The sequence below is a fragment of the Salipiger sp. PrR002 genome (genome assembly GCF_010500775.1).
In the GTDB taxonomy this organism is placed as follows: Bacteria; Pseudomonadota; Alphaproteobacteria; order Rhodobacterales; family Rhodobacteraceae; genus Salipiger.
Genome location: NZ_JAAGOU010000010.1, coordinates 128,025 through 143,160, shown reverse-complemented (window position 1 = coordinate 143,160; position 15,136 = coordinate 128,025). Strand labels below are relative to the sequence as shown.

The following is a 15,136-nucleotide window of genomic DNA, read 5'->3' as shown; positions in this document are numbered from 1 at the left end:
TGAAATGACCAACCCTGATACTGTCGCGCGCCACTACCATTCCGGACACTTGCTAGAGCGGATTTCGGATGGCTGCGCAGCGCTCGGCTTGACGCCGCCCATAGCTCACGATGCCTTGGCTCCTGTGGACGAATTTCATATCGGCGGGCGGCTCGCCACCAAGCCGTTCGTAGAGGCCCTAAACCTTTCGCCTGAAAGCAAAGTTGTCGATCTTGGATGTGGCCTTGGCGGGCCGGCGCGGTATGTCGCGGCGAACACAGGGGCGCATGTTACAGGCGTCGATCTGACGGCGGAGTTTGTGGACACGGGCCGCGTTCTGACAGACTGGAGCGGCCTTTCGGACCGGGTGCATCTCATCGAAGGCAGCGTGCTCGACTTGCCGCTCGAGAGCGGCTCGATGGACGCTGCGTATATGATCCATGTCGGCATGAATATCGCCGACAAAGCGGGTATCGCGCGAGAGGCGAAACGGGTCCTCAAGCCCGGCGGTGTCTTTGCGATCTACGATGTGATGCAGGTTGGCGAGGGCCAGATGGACTACCCAGTTCCATGGGCGTCTTCGCCGGAACAAAGCGCGCTCGTGCCGCCGGAGACCTACGAAGCTGCGCTGAAATCCGTCGGCTTCGAGGTGACGGACTGGATCGATCGCCGCGCTTTTGCGGAGAAATTCTTCGCCGATCTTGCGGCAGCCCAAAGCCAGGCGGGCGGCCCTCCACCACTGGGCCTGCATCTGATCATGGGCGAAAATACCGCGCTGAAAGTTCAGCACATGGTGCGCAACATCACCAACGGGCTGATTGCCCCGATCGAAATACACGCGCGGCTCCCTGCCTGACTTGGCCTGTGCCGAACGCGCGCGCGCTTGGCGGTCCCGCGATCTTGGCAAGACGATCTTGGCGGGCGGCGCCGCCCGCCGCAGGGGGTCACATCCGGCCGCGGAACCGCGCGAGAGCGGCGCTGTGGTCGGTCTGGATCGCCCGCACGCCCATGGCCAGAAGCTCGCCCCAGATCGCCTTGGGGTCTTCGAGCGCCGAACTGTCGCGATAGTGCAGGCTGTGGACGGGATCGAGCGTGTTGGTCCAGATCCAGACGTTTTCGGACCTAAGGTGCCCGGACAGCGCGCGCAGTTCTTCTTCGTCGTCGAAGGAGAGTTCCACCATGCGCAGGTTCATCGCGCGGGCGGTGGTCAGGACGGTCTCGATCAGCCCGCCGCGCGGAACCCGCAGCATCACCGGCATGAAGGCGATCTTGCCCCACCATGGCGCATCCAGAAAGCGCATCATATCTGAGGGTTGATCAACCGGCCCCTTCACCAGCACCTGATCGCCCATGCCACGGGCCAGAACCTCTGCGCAGACACGGTCCAGATCGGCCTGCGTCTTGGTGTCTATGTTGAGCATGACGCGGTCCTGCGCCGTGTCCAACGCCTGACCAAGTGTCGGCAGGGTGATCTCGGTCAGCGCGCTGCCGTCGCCCATGCCCTCGCGCAGACGGAGCCTTGTGACCGTGTCGAGATCGTGGTCGGCCAGCAATCCGCTGCCCTCGGTGGTGCGGTCCAGCGTCTCGTCGTGCAGCAGCACAAGATGCCCGTCGCGGGTGGTCTGCACGTCGATTTCGACCATGTCCGCGCCGCGCGCAGTGGCAGAGGTGATGGCGTCTAGCGAGTTCTCGGGGTGGCTGAGCCAGTCGCCACGGTGCGAGATGATCAGCGGCGCCGCGTCGGCGCGGGCCAGAAAGGCGGAAAGGGAGAGCGGCATTGGCGTTATCTTCTTGGTGTCATGTGGAGGAGGCGGCACCCGGCCCATCCGGGCGCCGCAGCGGCAGTGCGCCGTGATCAGTACATGAAGGCGTTTTCGATCACGTCCTTGACGATCTCGTCATTGTTCAGCGGTGCGATCCAGCTGCGCGAGTTGGCGCGCTGGTCGTTCGAGATCAGCGAGCGGCTGTCATCGGCGCCGGTATTCGCGGGGGCGGTGCCGAAGTCGATGTTCTGCGCGGTCTGCGCCTCTGCCGAGGTCAGCCAAGAGATGAACAGCAGTGCCGCGGCGGGGTGTCCGGCGTTCTTTGGGATGCCGACCACATTGCCGCCGCCGTTCATGCCGAGCGTGGGGACGTAAATCTTGATGTTCTCGCCGATCTCGCCGCGCTTGATCATGCCGGCCAGCATGTCCTCCCAGCCCGGGACCAGCAGGAACTCACCGGCGTTCAGGCGGCTGAGGCTGTCGGCATTCGAGGCGGTCAGGATGTATTCGCCGTCACGTTCAGTGAACCATTCGTAGACCGGGGCCATGTCGGGCATCCCGGCGGCGTCGCTGTCGGGGCCAAGACCCAATACGTTGCGGGAGATATTTCCGATGAAGGACGGGCCAGAGCCGCCGTTCTCGAGGTTGAAACCCAGTTGGCCGGGGCGCTCGGCGATGAAGGTCTCGAAGTCGGCCAGGGTCTGCGGCAGTTCTGCGGCTTCGATGCGGTTGCTGTCGTAGATGATGCCGGTCTGGTTGCCCCAGAACTTCACCGCATAGCCCTGCCAGTCCTGCCCCTCGGCAAGGCTGGTCACCGCGTCCGCTTCGGGCAGCATGGGCTGGATCGGGCCGAGCAGCAGCTCGTCGAGGCTCACGCGACCGGCCCATTGGCCCGGCATCGAGATCACGTCGATGTCGGTGCTGTCGCGACCCTGCTCGGCGATGGCCTTGTTCAGCGCGTCATCGCCGGAGCTGACGTCGGGCAGTGTGACGGTGATGCCATAGGTCTCCTCGAAGGCCTTGGCGTAGGTGCGCAGCTCGGGTTCAAAGTACCAGTTGTACCAGGTCACTTCGCCTTCGGCCTTGGCCTGCTCGACGATCTGGTCCCAGGACATGTCGGTAAGATCCTGCGCGAGGGCAGGCCCGCTCAGCGCGGCGCAAAGCGCCGTTGCGGTGGCAAGAGTGCGGATCATTGGAAAACTCCGGTGAGAGGATGATGGGAGGAGGTCAGCCCTTGCCCGAAACATTCGCGGGGTTGGCCGATTGCAGCAGCCGTTCCAGCACCAGCATCAGTGCCACGTTGGGAACGACGAGGATCAGGGCGACGACGGCGGCGTTGGGCCGAATGAAGTCGTAGCCCAGATAGGAATAGAGGATGGTCGGGATGGTGATGAAATCCGGCGAGCCGATGACGAAGCTCAGCGCAAATTCTTCGATCGACAGCACGAAGACGATGAGGAAGGCCGCCGAGAGCCCGGGCTTGAGCACTGGCAGGAAGGCGGCGCGCGCCACATTCAGCGGGGAGGCGCCAAGGTCGCGGGCGGCGCGAATGACGTCCTCTCTCACCTGCCCGAAAGACACCGACAGGATGCGCACCGCATAGGGCATGAAAAGGATCACATGGCCGAAGAGGATGGCGCTGTAGCGGTCGTAGAACCCCATCGAGAGCAGGATGGACGACAGGAAGATCGCGGTGACAAAGCCGGGCAGCACGATCGGAAGCAGCATGACGATCTGCGCCGCGCCCTTGCCGGGGAACTCCATCCGGCCAAAGGCATAGGCGACCGGCAGCGCCAGCATCACCGCCAGCAGGCCAGCAACCGGAGCCAGCAGGTAGCTGTTGAGCATGGCCTGCGCGAGCCCGGTGGTCTGCCACATCTGCACCCAGCGTCCGAAGGAAAGCTTCGGCGGCAGGATGTCGGGATAGCCCCAAGGGGTGCCGGGGTCGACAAGGCTCCAAAGCACCGCCATGGCAAATGGGACGGCGAGCCAGAGGATCAACAGGACCGAGTTCGCAATGGCGAGCGTGGTTTGCAGCGGGCGGGTCATCAGCGGATCCTTGCGGCGAGGCGGGTGGCGATCTGGACGAGGGCGGTCAGCGCCAACGCCCCGGCGAGCGAGAGGACCATCAGCGCGACGGCGACCACCGCCGAGCCGTTCCAGTCGTTGAAGCTGGCGCCCTGCAGTTGGACCATGAGCGTGGCCATGGAGTTCTGCCGCATCGGGCCGGCCACGGACTGAAAGCTGAAGTCGCCCGCCGCCCCGATGAAGATCAGGATGAGCGCGGCCTGCATGGCCTTGGCGGTCAGCGGCAGCACCACTTTGCGGAACCGCGCCATCGGACCGGCGCCCAGATCCTTCGCCGCGTGCAGCACCGGATCAGGGATCGCGGCCACGGCACCCGAGAGCAGCAGGAAGGCCATGGGCAGTTGCTTCCAGACCTGCAGCCCGATCACCGCATAGCCCTGCCGGTCGTTCTGCAGGCGCTTGGGCGCGTCCCAGATGCCGAGCCCCACCAGCACCTCGTTAACGAAACCGTGGTAGGAGATGACGTTGATCAGCAGGAAGGCCGCGACCAGCCCGGGCACGAAGTAGGGGGCCTTGATCAGCGCCGACAGCATGATCGAACCGCGAAACGGCCGCCGCAGCCAAAGGGCCAGCGGATAGGCCAGCGCCACGGACAGAAGCGCCGAGGCAGTGGCGATATAGGCCGACCAGCGCAGCGCGCTCCAGAACCGGCGATTGCCGAGCACCTCCTGCCAATGGGCGAGGGTCAGTGTGTCCTCACCGCCGAAATCGTAGAGACCGAAAGACTGCGCGAAGGCCCGGTAGAGCACCATCGCCATGACCACGGCCACGAGGCCGGGGCCGGGCAGCAGCAGGAGGGAGACCTTGAGCGCCTTGGGCATCACGCGGCCTCCAGCCGGGTGATGTGCTCTGGTCTCAATCCGAAGTGCAATGGCGCGCCAAGCGTCGGCTGGGCGTGGCCCGGCAGTTGCACGCGCAGGCTCTGGCCGCCTTCTTCTACCGTCACATCGGTCCAGCCGCCCTGAAAGGCCACCGCGGCGACCCGGCCCGAGAGGGGGCCTTCGGCCTGCGCCATTTCTGGACGCCAGCAGATCGTCGCGTTTTCGGTGTCTGGCCCGGGCGCGGGGATCGCGCCGAAGGGTGTCTCCATCCGCCCGCCACGCAGCGCGCCATCGTGAATATTGGCAGCGCCGATGAAATCGGCGGCGAAACGGGTGCGCGGGTTGAAGTAGATGTCGCGGGGCGCGCCCTGCTGCTCGACCACGCCGCGGTTCAGCAAGAACACCTCGTCCGACAGCGCCAGCGCCTCGGACTGATCATGGGTGACGTAGACCGCAGTGAAGCCGATCTCGCGCTGCAGCGCCCGGATTTCTGCCCGGACCTGATCGCGCAGCTTGGCGTCGAGGTTCGAGAGCGGCTCATCGAACAGCACGATGCCCGGTGCCACGGCCAATGCGCGTGCCAGCGCCACCCGCTGCTGTTGACCGCCCGACAATGCGTTGGGCAGCTTCTCGGCGTGGCCGGTCAGCCCGAGTTGTTCGATCAAATCCGCCACGCGCGCGGCTGTCGCGTCCCGGCCATGGCGCTTTTGCCGAGGGCCGAAGGCAATGTTGCCCGCCACATCGAGATGCGGAAAGAGCGCGTAGGACTGAAAGCACATCGCGGTCTCCCGGCGCTCGGGGCTGCGCAAAGTGACATCCCGCCCGGCGATCTCGACGCGCCCGCGCGTCGGCGTCTGAAACCCGGCGATGACATTGAGCAGCGTGGTCTTGCCGCAGCCCGACGGCCCCAAAAGCGTGACGAACCGGCCCGCCTCGACAGAGAGCGTGACCCCTCTCAGGGCGTGAAAGCTGTCGAATGTCACCGCGATGTCGGTGGCTCTGAGGGTCGCCATGATTGTCGCTCCGGCTTCTTTTGGGGAGGTATTACACTTTGAGTGCGTTTAACGACTGTCATGTGTAATTCATGTGACAGGGGCACAAATTTCTCGTAACTCTTCACTGAACGCTTCGTTGCAGCCCGGACGGAACAACGGAAAAATCAGGAGTTGCCAGAGCTTTGGACCTTGCAGACCTAAGCCCGAACCAGAGGGTTCTTCTTGACCTGATCCGCCGCCTGTCGCCGGTGGAACGTGCGTCTCTGACGGCGCAGACAGGGCTCACGCAGCAGTCGATCCATAGAATCGTTTCGGGTCTTCTCGACCTCGGACTGGTGCAGACCCGCGCGCCGGAGCGCAGCCTGCCGGGCAAGCCGAGCCCGCTTCTGAGCCTGCGCCCCGAAGCGGCCTATGGCGCGGGCGTGCTGGTCAACACCGACAGCGCGGTGCTCTGCCTCGTCGATCTGACCTGCGCCCGCGTGGCGCTGCGCCGGATCGAAGAAGGCCTGCCGGACCGCGCGGCGGGGATCGCTCGCCTCAAGTCAGAGTTCGACGCGCTGCTGGCCGAGGCCGGGGTGCCGCGCGAACGGGTCTGCGGGCTCGGCGTTGCCCTGCCGGGCTATTTCACCGGCACCCCTGGGCATATGAACTCGCCCGAGCCGCTCGAGGACTGGTCGCTGGTCGACTTTCGCCCAGAGCTGGAGGCGGCCTTCGGTCTGAGCGTGCTGCTGGAAAACAGCGCCACCGCCGGGGCCATCGGCGAGAGCCTCATCGGCGCGGGGCGCAGATACCGCTCCTTTGCCTATCTGGGCTTTGACTACGGATTTGGGGGCGGGCTGGTTTTTGACGGTGAGGTCTTTCGCGGCCCCCGCGGCAACGCCGGGGAACTCTCGCATATGTTCCTTGGCGATGAGATCGAGAACCGTCCGGCGCTGCGTCTGCTGATGGCGGAACTGCGCCGCTCCGGGGTCGAGGTGGCGAGCTTGCCGGACCTTGTCGCGCGCTTCGATCCGCTCTGGCCCGGCGTGGAGAACTGGCTCGAAACCGTCATGCCGCAGGTGCACCGTGTGGTCCGCGCGTTGCACGGCGTGCTTGATCCCGACGCCATCGTCTTTGGCGGGCAGCTGCCGCCGGCTTTGGCAGAGATGATGATCGCCCGCATCGTGCCGCTGCAGAGCCACCGCTACGATGTTCCCATGCCCGGTCCGGTGCTGCTGACCGGACAGACCGAGACCGATCCCGCCGCGCTTGGCGCGGCAATCACGCCCCTAAAGCATATTTTCTTCTGAGGTTCCGATGCTCTCCGATGCCGAATTGAAACACCGCCGCACGATGGCGGAGGGTCTGCTGCGCGAGGCCGGGCTGCTGGCTCTTGAGGCCTGCCGCAACCGCAGCTTTACGGTCGAAACGAAGGGGCAACAGGATTTTGTCACCGAGATCGACCGCCAGACCGAAGACCTGCTGCGCGCGCGGCTCGCCGCGGCCTTTCCCAAAGATGCGATCCTTGGCGAAGAGGGCGGCGGGCAGATTGCGTCCGTCACTTGGATCCTCGATCCCATCGACGGCACGAGCAATTTCCTGCGCGGTTTTCCCTACTGGTGCCTTTCGGCTGGGCTGGTGGTCGAGGGCGAGGCGGTGCTGGGCGTGATCTATGACCCCTGCAATGACGAGATGTTCTCGGCCCACAAGGGCGGCGGGGCAACTCTGAACGGTACGGCCATGCATGTCTCGGAGACCTCGCAGGTCTCGCGGGCGGTCTTCGGGCTCGGCTTCAGCTTCAAGTCGGAAGTGGCCACGCACGCGGGGCTGATCGGCGACATCCTCGGGGCAGGCGGCAGCTACCGCATGCCGGGAGCGGGGGCGCTGACCCTCGCGCATCTCGCGGCGGGCCGGATCGACGGGTTCTGGGAGGCACAGATCTACCCTTGGGATGTGGCCGCGGGCATCGCCCTTGTGCGCGAGGCTGGCGGTGTGCTGACGCCCTATGCCACGCAAAGCGATTGGGTTAGAGCCGCGCCCCTGCTGGGCCTTGCGCCCGCGCTGATGAAAGACCTTGCCGCGAATATGCCAGAGACATCGGTCTGGCGCGCTCCGATGCGCAGCTTGGCGTGATGCCGGATCTGGTGCGGCCAGCGCGTCCGCCGCGCTGGCGCAAAGCCTTGGGAACGGGCGCACCCAAGGCTAGGCCATGTCCTTCCATGTGACCGGCGACAGATAGGCAATGCTGTCATCGGCACTGACCATGACGTCGCCGTCTTGGATGTTGACCTGCAATTTCATCGAGCGGCTTGCCAGCGCCGCCAGATCACCGCTTGCCTGCTCCGAGAGGTTCACGACCCGCAGGTTGTCAAACCGGGTCGTGCTGCCTTGGACTTTATCCCACCACACCTCTGCGGGCTTTCCGCCGTAGGCATAGATGATCACCTTGTCAGCCTTGCCACAGGATTGCCGAATGACCTTGTCGCTCGGAAGCCCTAGCGCCACCCACAGTTCAAGCTCGCCGCTGAGGCTCTTTCGCCAGATGTCCGGCTCGTCGTCGGTAGAAAGGCCCTTGGTCAGTTCCAGTTGCTCATCGGCATTCAGGGCAAACGCCAGCAGGCGCAGCATCAATCTCTCGTCGGTCTCAGAGGGATGTTTCGCCACGGTCAGCTTGTGGGTCTCATAGTAGTGACGGTCCATATCGGAGACGGACAGTTCAACTTTATAGATTGTGGATTTTTGCGCCATGACAGGTCCCTCACTGGCAGAGATAGCGTTGCCTAATGGCTCTGGCGACATTGTGAAAGCAGATAGGGCGCGGCCCCGACCGGACCGCGCCCCCTTTCATCTTTCTTCAAATACGCCCGCCGGAGGCGTCTCAGCGCGTCCCGGCAAAGCGCTCCTGCCAGTCGTCGCGCTCGGCGTCGGTGATCTTGCGGAAGGTCACGTCGGGGACCTCGAAGGCATGGCCCGCGGGCAGGGTGCTCAGCGCCGCATCCAGATCGCCCGGCCAGCTGTCGTCCTCGGTCTTCAGCGCCGCCAGAAGCTGCGCCGAGGCGTCGGGGATGAAGGGCGAGGAGATCACCGCGTAGAGCCGGATCATGTTGAGCGCGAGGCGGATCTGCATCGCCGCAGCCTCGGGATCGGTCTTGAAGGTCGACCAGGGCGCGGCTTCTTGCAGGTACTCGTTGCCAAGAACCCATGCGGCGCGCAGCGCGCCGGCGGCCTTGCGCACCTCATGCGCTTCCATCTGCGTCTCATACTCGCGGATCTTCTCCGCCAGATCGGCGATCAGCTTGGCCTCCAGATCGCCCATGGTGCCACCTTCGGGCACCACTTCGCCGAACTTCGAACGGCAGAACTTGGTCACGCGCGAGGCGAAGTTGCCCAGCACGTCGGCGAGGTCCTTGTTCACCGAGGACTGGAAGTTCTCCCATGTGAACTCGGAGTCCGAGCTTTCCGGGGCGTGGCTGAGCAGCCACCAGCGCCAATAGTCCGCCGGGAGGATCTCCAGCGCCTGATCCATGAACACGCCGCGCCCGCGCGAGGTGCTGAACTGGCCGCCGTCGTAGTTGAGGTAGTTGAACGACTTGATGTAGTCGACCAGCTTCCACGGCTCGCCGCTGCCCAGGATCGTGGCCGGGAACGAGAGCGTGTGGAAGGGCACGTTGTCCTTGCCCATGAACTGGGTGTAGGTCACGTCTTCCGCGCCCTTGTCGGTGCGCCACCAGCGCTCCCAATCGTCGCCTTTGCCGGCGTCGACCCACTCCTGCGAGCAGGCGATATATTCGATGGGCGCGTCGAACCAGACGTAGAAGACTTTGCCTTCCATGCCCGGCCAGTTTTCGTCGCCCTTCTTGACCGGGATGCCCCAGTCGAGATCACGGGTGATGCCGCGGTCCTGCAGGCCGTCACCATCGTTCAGCCATTTCTTGGCGATCGAGGTGGTCAGCACTGGCCAGTCGGTCTTGCTGTCGATCCACGCCTCAAGCTCGTCTTTCATCTGGCTCTGGCAGAGGTAGAGGTGCTTGGTCTCGCGCATCTGCAGATCGGTGGCGCCAGAGATCACCGAGCGCGGGTTGATCAGATCCACCGGATCGAGCTGCTTGGTGCAATTGTCGCATTGGTCGCCGCGCGCATCCTCGAAGCCGCAGTTGGGGCAGGTGCCCTCGATGTAGCGGTCCGGCAGGTAGCGCCCGTCGGTGGGCGAATACATCTGCGTCTCCGACACTTCGCGGATCAGTCCGCGCTCGGCCAGCACCCCGGCGAAATGCTGGGTCAGCTTATGGTTCTGCGGGCTCGACGAGCGGCCGAAGTGATCAAAGCTGAGGCGGAAGCCGTCGGCGATCTTCGACTGCGTCTCGTGCATCTCGGCGCAATATTCGGCCACCGGCTTGCCAGCCTTGGCGGCGGCGAGCTCGGCGGGGGTGCCATGCTCGTCGGTGGCGCAGAGGAACAGCACCTCATTGCCGCGGGCGCGCTGGTAACGGGCGAAGAGATCGGCCGGCAGCTGGCTGCCCACGAGGTTTCCGAGATGCTTGATCCCGTTGATATAGGGGATCGCCGAGGTGATCAGATGACGTGCCATGTTCGTCCCGCGAATGAATCTGGAGTTGTCGCGTCCTTAGCGGATGTTGCGCGGGCTTGCCAGTGCGGGAGCGAAGGGGCTGTCTGCCCCCTCGCGCTACCCCGAGGATATTTGCCTCTAGACGAAGTGGAGGTTCTATCCTCTGTCGTCACGCTGGCGCGACAGCAGGCGACCGATGAGGAAGCTGGTGCGCGGCGCGTAGACATATGGAGTGCGGCGCTCGGCAGGGCGGGCGCGCATGCGGATCAGGCCGAAGACCACCAGCATGAGATGCCCGGCGGCGATCAGCAGAAACAGCGACGACGGGCCGTATGCGGCCATCAGCAGCGCGGCGCCATAGGGGGCGGCAATGGCGCCCACCGCGTACCAGAACATCAGCGCCGCCGAGAGCTCGACCCGCTCGGAACTGTCGGCGAAGTCATGGGCGTGGGCGGCAGAGACCGAATAGATCGGGTAGGTGACGACGCCAAAGAGCGCGGCCATGGCCATCACCGCTGGCGCGGGCAGGGCGGGCAGGCTCGCCGTCGCCAGCGCGACAAGGATCGAGGCGACCGACAGCCATATCAGCACCGTGCGCCGATCCACACGGTCGGCGAGCCAGCCCACCGGGTATTGCGCCGCCGCGCCGCCCGCGATGTAGGCGGCAAGGAACAGGCCGATCTGATCGGCCCGCAGCCCGACACCCGCGCCGTAGATCGGGCCGACCATCCGAAAGCTCGCGCCCGAAAGCGCCGAGACGATGACACCCGCCACCGCCAGCGGCGAGCGCGCGCCGGCAAGGCCGGGCCGCAGGCGGGGGGCCGAGGGCGTGGCGGGCTGCGCGCGGCGGGTCAGGGTGATCGGCAGCATCGCGGTGCAGCACAGCAGCGCCAGCAGGTTGTAGCTGACGTAATGCGCGGGCTCGAGCACGCCGATCAGCATCTGCGCCACCAGCGCCGCGCCCATGTCGGCCATGCGGTAGGCGGCCATGGCGCGGCCGCGGGTCTGGTTGGTGACCTCGGCCTGCAGCCACGCTTCGATCACCGTATAGGCTCCGGCCACCGACAGGCCCGTGGCGATGCGGAAGACGGCCCATGCCTCGGCGGTGGTCAGCAGCGGGTGCGCCACAAGACCGATCACCCCGGCAGCGGTGAAGGCGGCATAGGCGCGCGAATGGCCTACCGAGCCCATCAGTCGCGGCGCCCACCAGCAGCCGATGAAGAAGCCGATGAAATGCGCCGAGCCGAGAAAGCCGATCTGCGCGGTGGTGAAATTCAGCGCGAACCCCGAGAGCGCATCCAGCGGACCGACGCCGCCGGACGAGAGCTGCTGCAGGATAACGGAGAGGAAGAGGGCGGCAAAGGAAAGTGGCAGGCGCATAGGGGCTTAGGGCCATGCCCGCGCCGCCCTGTCGCGACCGAAGGCGACAGGGCGGAGTCGTTTTTATCTCACAGGTTTATCTCACAGGCGAAAAGGCCGCGAGGCAGGCGCAATTACTGCGCCGTGTAGCCGCCGTCGGCCAGATGGTAAGAGCCGGTGATGAAGCTCGCCTCGTCCGAGAGCAGGAAGGCGACCAGCGCGGCCACTTCCTCGGGGGTGCCCATGCGTTTCATCGCGTGCAGCCCGGCAAGGTGATCCTGCGTCGCCGCGTCCAGCGTTTGGTCCAGCAGCGGCGTGTGGATGAATGCGGGCCCAACGGAATTGACCCGGATCTTGTCGCTCGCGTGCTCCAGCGCCGCGCCTTTGGTCAGCCCGACCACGCCGTGTTTCGCGGCGACATAGGCGGGCGACATGGGGATGCCGACCGAGCCGAGGATCGAGGCGATGTTGACGATTGCGCCGCCGCCGGTCTTCTTCATCTCGGGGATGGCGAAATGCATGCCGTAGAAGACACCGCTGAGGTTCACGTCGATCACCTTGCGCCAAGCGTCCGTGGGGTAGTCGCCGACCGTGGCGGCGGGGCCGCCGATCCCGGCGTTGTTGACCAGCAGGTCGAGCCGCCCGGTATGCTTCACGGTCTTCTCGATCAGCGCGGCCACCGATGCCTCGTCCGAGACATCCACGGCAATGCCGATGGCGCGGGGCAGGGTCTTGGCCATGGCTTCGGCTGCGTCCAGCTTGAGATCGGCGATGATGACGGTGGCCCCTTCGGCGGCAAGCCGCTCGGCGATGGCAGCACCGATGCCGGAGGCCGCGCCGGTGACGATGGCGGTCTGACGGTCGAAACGCATGGAAGGCATGAGATGTTCTCCTTGAACTGCCGGGCTTGTCCGGACTTATTCAGGACTTATCGAGTGCCTGCGGTCTGTGCAAAGCGCATTGCCGCAGAGTCACTGTGCATCTCGGGGGCTTGGCAAAGCGGCAAAGGCCACTAGTGTCCGCCCCTGCGCTAACAGGAGACTCCCAATGAAGAAAAATCCGCTGGGCCGTACCGGCATGTCGGTGACCGAGCTCTGCCTCGGGACGATGACCTATGGCAACCAGACGCCGCCCGAGGACGCCTTTGCGCAGATCGAGCGCGCGCTCGACGCGGGCATCAATTTCATGGACACCGCCGAGATGTACCCGGTGAACCCGGTGCGCGCCGAGACCGTGGGCCGGACCGAGGAAATCCTCGGCGACTGGTTCGAGAAGAGCGGTCGCCGCGGTGAATGGATCCTCGCCAGCAAGCACACCGGGCCGTCCAAGTTGGTCCGCGATGAGGCCCCGATCAGTTCCGAGACGATCCCGGTGGCGGTCGAATCCTCGCTGAAGCGGCTGAAGACCGACTATATCGACCTTTATCAGTTCCACTGGCCGAACCGCGGCAGCTATGCCTTCCGCCAGAACTGGACCTTCGCACCGTGGAAACAGGACCGCGAGGCGACGCGCCAGCATATGGCTGACGCGCTCGGTGCGCTGCAGCGCGAGGTCGAACGTGGTACGATCCGCGCCTTCGGTCTGTCGAACGACAGCGCTTGGGGCACCGCGGAATGGCTGCGCATGGCTGATGAGGTGGGCGGCCCGCGTGTCGCCTCGGTGCAGAACGAATATTCTCTGCTCTACCGGATGGCCGACACCGATCTTGGCGAGCTGATGGTCAACGAAGACGTGGGCCTGCTGCCTTATTCGCCGCTCGGGGCCGGGCTGTTGACCGGCAAATATCAGGATGGCGCGGTGCCCGAAGCCTCGCGCATGTCGATCAACGGCGATCTGGGCGGACGCGCCTCCGAGCGTGTCTTCCCGGCGGTGGCGGCCTATCTCGAGCTTGCCCGCGAGTTCGACATCGACCCGGTGCATATGGCGCTGGCGTGGTCGGCGCGGCGGCCCTTCGTGGCCTCGTCGATCTTCGGCGCGACCACCCTCGGCCAGCTCGAGCATCTGCTCGGCGCGGCGGAGGTCACACTGTCCGACGAGCTGCTCGAACGTATCGACGCCACCCATAAGGCGCATCCGTTCCCCTACTGAGGGGCGGCATCGCGCGGGCCAACCAAAGCCATCGCGGCAGCGGGACGCGCATGCCCCAGCACAAAAGGGCGCGGAGAGGATTGCTCCGCGCCCGCTTCGCCGTTAAATCGCGGCGCATGACCACCTCGAACAAGCATCCCGGCGCCCCTTGGCGCAATTTCTATGGCCGCGTGAAGGGCAAGACCCTGCGTCCGAGCCAAGAGACCTACCTCGAAGAGGATCTGGCGGCGCTGTCGCCGGGGCCGGTGGATTGGGAGGTGAACCCCGAGCGCGACGCCCTCGACATGGACGCCATGTTCGGCGGCAAGCCGGTATGGCTCGAGGTCGGCTTTGGCGGCGGCGAGCATCTGGTGCATCAGGCCGCCAGCAATCGCGACGTGGGGATCATCGGCTGCGAGCCCTACATCAATGGCGTCGCCATGCTGCTGGGCAAGATCCGCGACGCGAAGGTGGACAACCTCAAGGTCTATCCGGGCGATGCGCGCAACCTCTTCGACGTGCTGCCAGATGGGTGCCTCGACCGGGCATTCCTTCTCTATCCCGACCCTTGGCCGAAGAAGAAGCACCACCGCCGCCGCTTCGTCACGCAAGAGCACCTTGAGCCGCTGGCGAAGGCGATGAAGCCGGGCGCGATCTTCCGCGTTGCCACCGACATCCCCGACTACGTGCGCCAGACCATGGTCGAAGTGCCGAAAGCAGGGTTCGAATGGCTCGCCGAAGGCCCCGCCGACTGGCGCGAGCCTTGGGGCGACTGGATCTCGACCCGCTACGAGCAGAAGGCCCTGCGCGAAGGCCGTACGCCCCACTACATGACCTTCCGCCGGCGCTGAGCCGGGCGCTCTGCCTCTGGGCCCTCGGAACGTGCCGCGTTCCCGCGTGAGGCGGGTTCTTGCAACTTGAAGGCGAGCGCGCAGACAAGTAAAACTGTCGAAGACGGGACGGAACGACGATTGGGGCTGGAGAACCGCTTCAACCGGGAGTATCGGCGGTATCTGTCCCGTAACGCCGCTGCGCACGCCTTCAGAGGGGCGTCCGCAATGACGTTCTGAGACCCGTCGCTATGGCAGGGCAGGCACGCCTGCCATGGTGGTGCGGACAGCGAGAAGGCCCCGAACCGGTTTCCCTCCGGGTCCGGGGCCTTCCAGCTTCAAAATCTGCGAGCGCTTATATCATTTGGCTCCGGCGCGCGCGGCATGGGTTCGCTTTGCTGCAAATGTTCCGAACATTGGGCCGCGCGTCGACGGCCCCGTCATCTGCGCCTGTGCATTGATCAACGCGGACAAAGCTGCTCGGGGGTCATGCGCAGAACGCCAATAATTGCGCCAATGCCTATTTTGTGACCAGTGCTAGCGCGAAACTTCGCTCAGAGCCGCTCGGCGAGCCTTCGCTGAGCCGGTTTCAGCCGCATTTTTACCGTTTCCGTACATAGTGCGAAAATACCTAATTGTTTCACTTCGGGAAATTCAAAGGCCGCGATGTGACTGCCTGGGCCACGCC

General features: G+C 65.1%; 14 protein-coding genes. 5 read left to right on the top strand and 9 right to left on the bottom strand.

What is annotated here, in order from left to right; all coding sequences use genetic code 11:
* Positions 1–4: 4 nt before the first annotated feature.
* Positions 5–835, top strand: coding sequence for a class I SAM-dependent methyltransferase (locus G0A00_RS12765; protein WP_164181316.1), 831 nt, complete (start codon positions 5–7; stop codon positions 833–835).
* 88 nt (positions 836–923) lie between these two features.
* On the opposite strand, the gene G0A00_RS12760 is transcribed toward G0A00_RS12765, so the two are convergent.
* The 5 genes from G0A00_RS12760 to G0A00_RS12740 all read right to left on the bottom strand — a co-directional run bounded on the left by G0A00_RS12760 (position 924) and on the right by G0A00_RS12740 (position 5,664).
* Positions 924–1,757: a glycerophosphodiester phosphodiesterase family protein gene (locus G0A00_RS12760; protein WP_164181318.1), complete on the bottom strand. Its 834-nt coding sequence runs from the start codon at positions 1,755–1,757 to the stop codon at positions 924–926.
* Positions 1,758–1,834: 77 nt separating this feature from the next.
* Positions 1,835–2,935: an extracellular solute-binding protein gene (locus G0A00_RS12755; protein WP_164181320.1), complete on the bottom strand. Its 1,101-nt coding sequence runs from the start codon at positions 2,933–2,935 to the stop codon at positions 1,835–1,837.
* 34 nt (positions 2,936–2,969) lie between these two features.
* The gene (locus G0A00_RS12750) at positions 2,970–3,791 is read right to left on the bottom strand and encodes an ABC transporter permease (protein ID WP_164181322.1); all 822 of its coding nucleotides are present in this window, start codon (positions 3,789–3,791) and stop codon (positions 2,970–2,972) included.
* Positions 3,791–4,651, bottom strand: a complete 861-nt coding sequence (locus G0A00_RS12745; protein ID WP_164181324.1) for an ABC transporter permease — start codon at positions 4,649–4,651, stop codon at positions 3,791–3,793. The genes G0A00_RS12750 and G0A00_RS12745 overlap by 1 nt, the downstream gene beginning before the upstream one ends.
* Positions 4,651–5,664: an ABC transporter ATP-binding protein gene (locus tag G0A00_RS12740; RefSeq protein ID WP_164181326.1), complete on the bottom strand. Its 1,014-nt coding sequence runs from the start codon at positions 5,662–5,664 to the stop codon at positions 4,651–4,653. Before G0A00_RS12740 ends, G0A00_RS12745 begins: the two co-directional genes overlap by 1 nt.
* A 164-nt stretch (positions 5,665–5,828) precedes the next feature.
* Here G0A00_RS12740 and G0A00_RS12735 point away from each other — a divergent pair, with 164 nt between their 5' ends.
* Together G0A00_RS12735 and G0A00_RS12730 are read left to right on the top strand one after the other, a co-directional pair.
* A complete protein-coding gene (locus G0A00_RS12735) occupies positions 5,829–6,935 on the top strand; it encodes an ROK family transcriptional regulator (RefSeq protein WP_164181328.1) in 1,107 nt (368 codons plus the stop codon).
* A gap of 7 nt (positions 6,936–6,942) precedes the next feature.
* Positions 6,943–7,758: an inositol monophosphatase family protein gene (locus tag G0A00_RS12730; RefSeq protein WP_164181330.1), complete on the top strand. Its 816-nt coding sequence runs from the start codon at positions 6,943–6,945 to the stop codon at positions 7,756–7,758.
* A gap of 69 nt (positions 7,759–7,827) precedes the next feature.
* Here the strand turns inward: G0A00_RS12730 and G0A00_RS12725 are convergent, their stop codons facing one another.
* The 4 genes from G0A00_RS12725 to G0A00_RS12710 all read right to left on the bottom strand — a co-directional run bounded on the left by G0A00_RS12725 (position 7,828) and on the right by G0A00_RS12710 (position 12,432).
* Entirely contained in the window at positions 7,828–8,373 is a 546-nt protein-coding gene (locus G0A00_RS12725; RefSeq protein ID WP_164181333.1) for a YaeQ family protein, read from the bottom strand.
* Positions 8,374–8,503: 130 nt separating this feature from the next.
* Complete coding sequence (gene metG / locus G0A00_RS12720) at positions 8,504–10,213, bottom strand: methionine--tRNA ligase (RefSeq protein ID WP_164181335.1); 1,710 nt, start codon at positions 10,211–10,213, stop codon at positions 8,504–8,506.
* 135 nt (positions 10,214–10,348) lie between these two features.
* Entirely contained in the window at positions 10,349–11,572 is a 1,224-nt protein-coding gene (locus G0A00_RS12715) for an MFS transporter (RefSeq protein WP_164181337.1), read from the bottom strand.
* Between the two features lie 113 nt (positions 11,573–11,685).
* Positions 11,686–12,432, bottom strand: coding sequence for an SDR family NAD(P)-dependent oxidoreductase (locus G0A00_RS12710; protein ID WP_164181339.1), 747 nt, complete (start codon positions 12,430–12,432; stop codon positions 11,686–11,688).
* Between the two features lie 166 nt (positions 12,433–12,598).
* On the opposite strand from G0A00_RS12710, the gene G0A00_RS12705 reads away from it, so the two are divergent.
* Together G0A00_RS12705 and G0A00_RS12700 are read left to right on the top strand one after the other, a co-directional pair.
* Complete coding sequence (locus tag G0A00_RS12705) at positions 12,599–13,639, top strand: aldo/keto reductase (RefSeq protein ID WP_164181341.1); 1,041 nt, start codon at positions 12,599–12,601, stop codon at positions 13,637–13,639.
* Between the two features lie 116 nt (positions 13,640–13,755).
* Entirely contained in the window at positions 13,756–14,469 is a 714-nt protein-coding gene (locus tag G0A00_RS12700) for a tRNA (guanosine(46)-N(7))-methyltransferase TrmB (protein ID WP_164181343.1), read from the top strand.
* Positions 14,470–15,136: the final 667 nt, after the last annotated feature.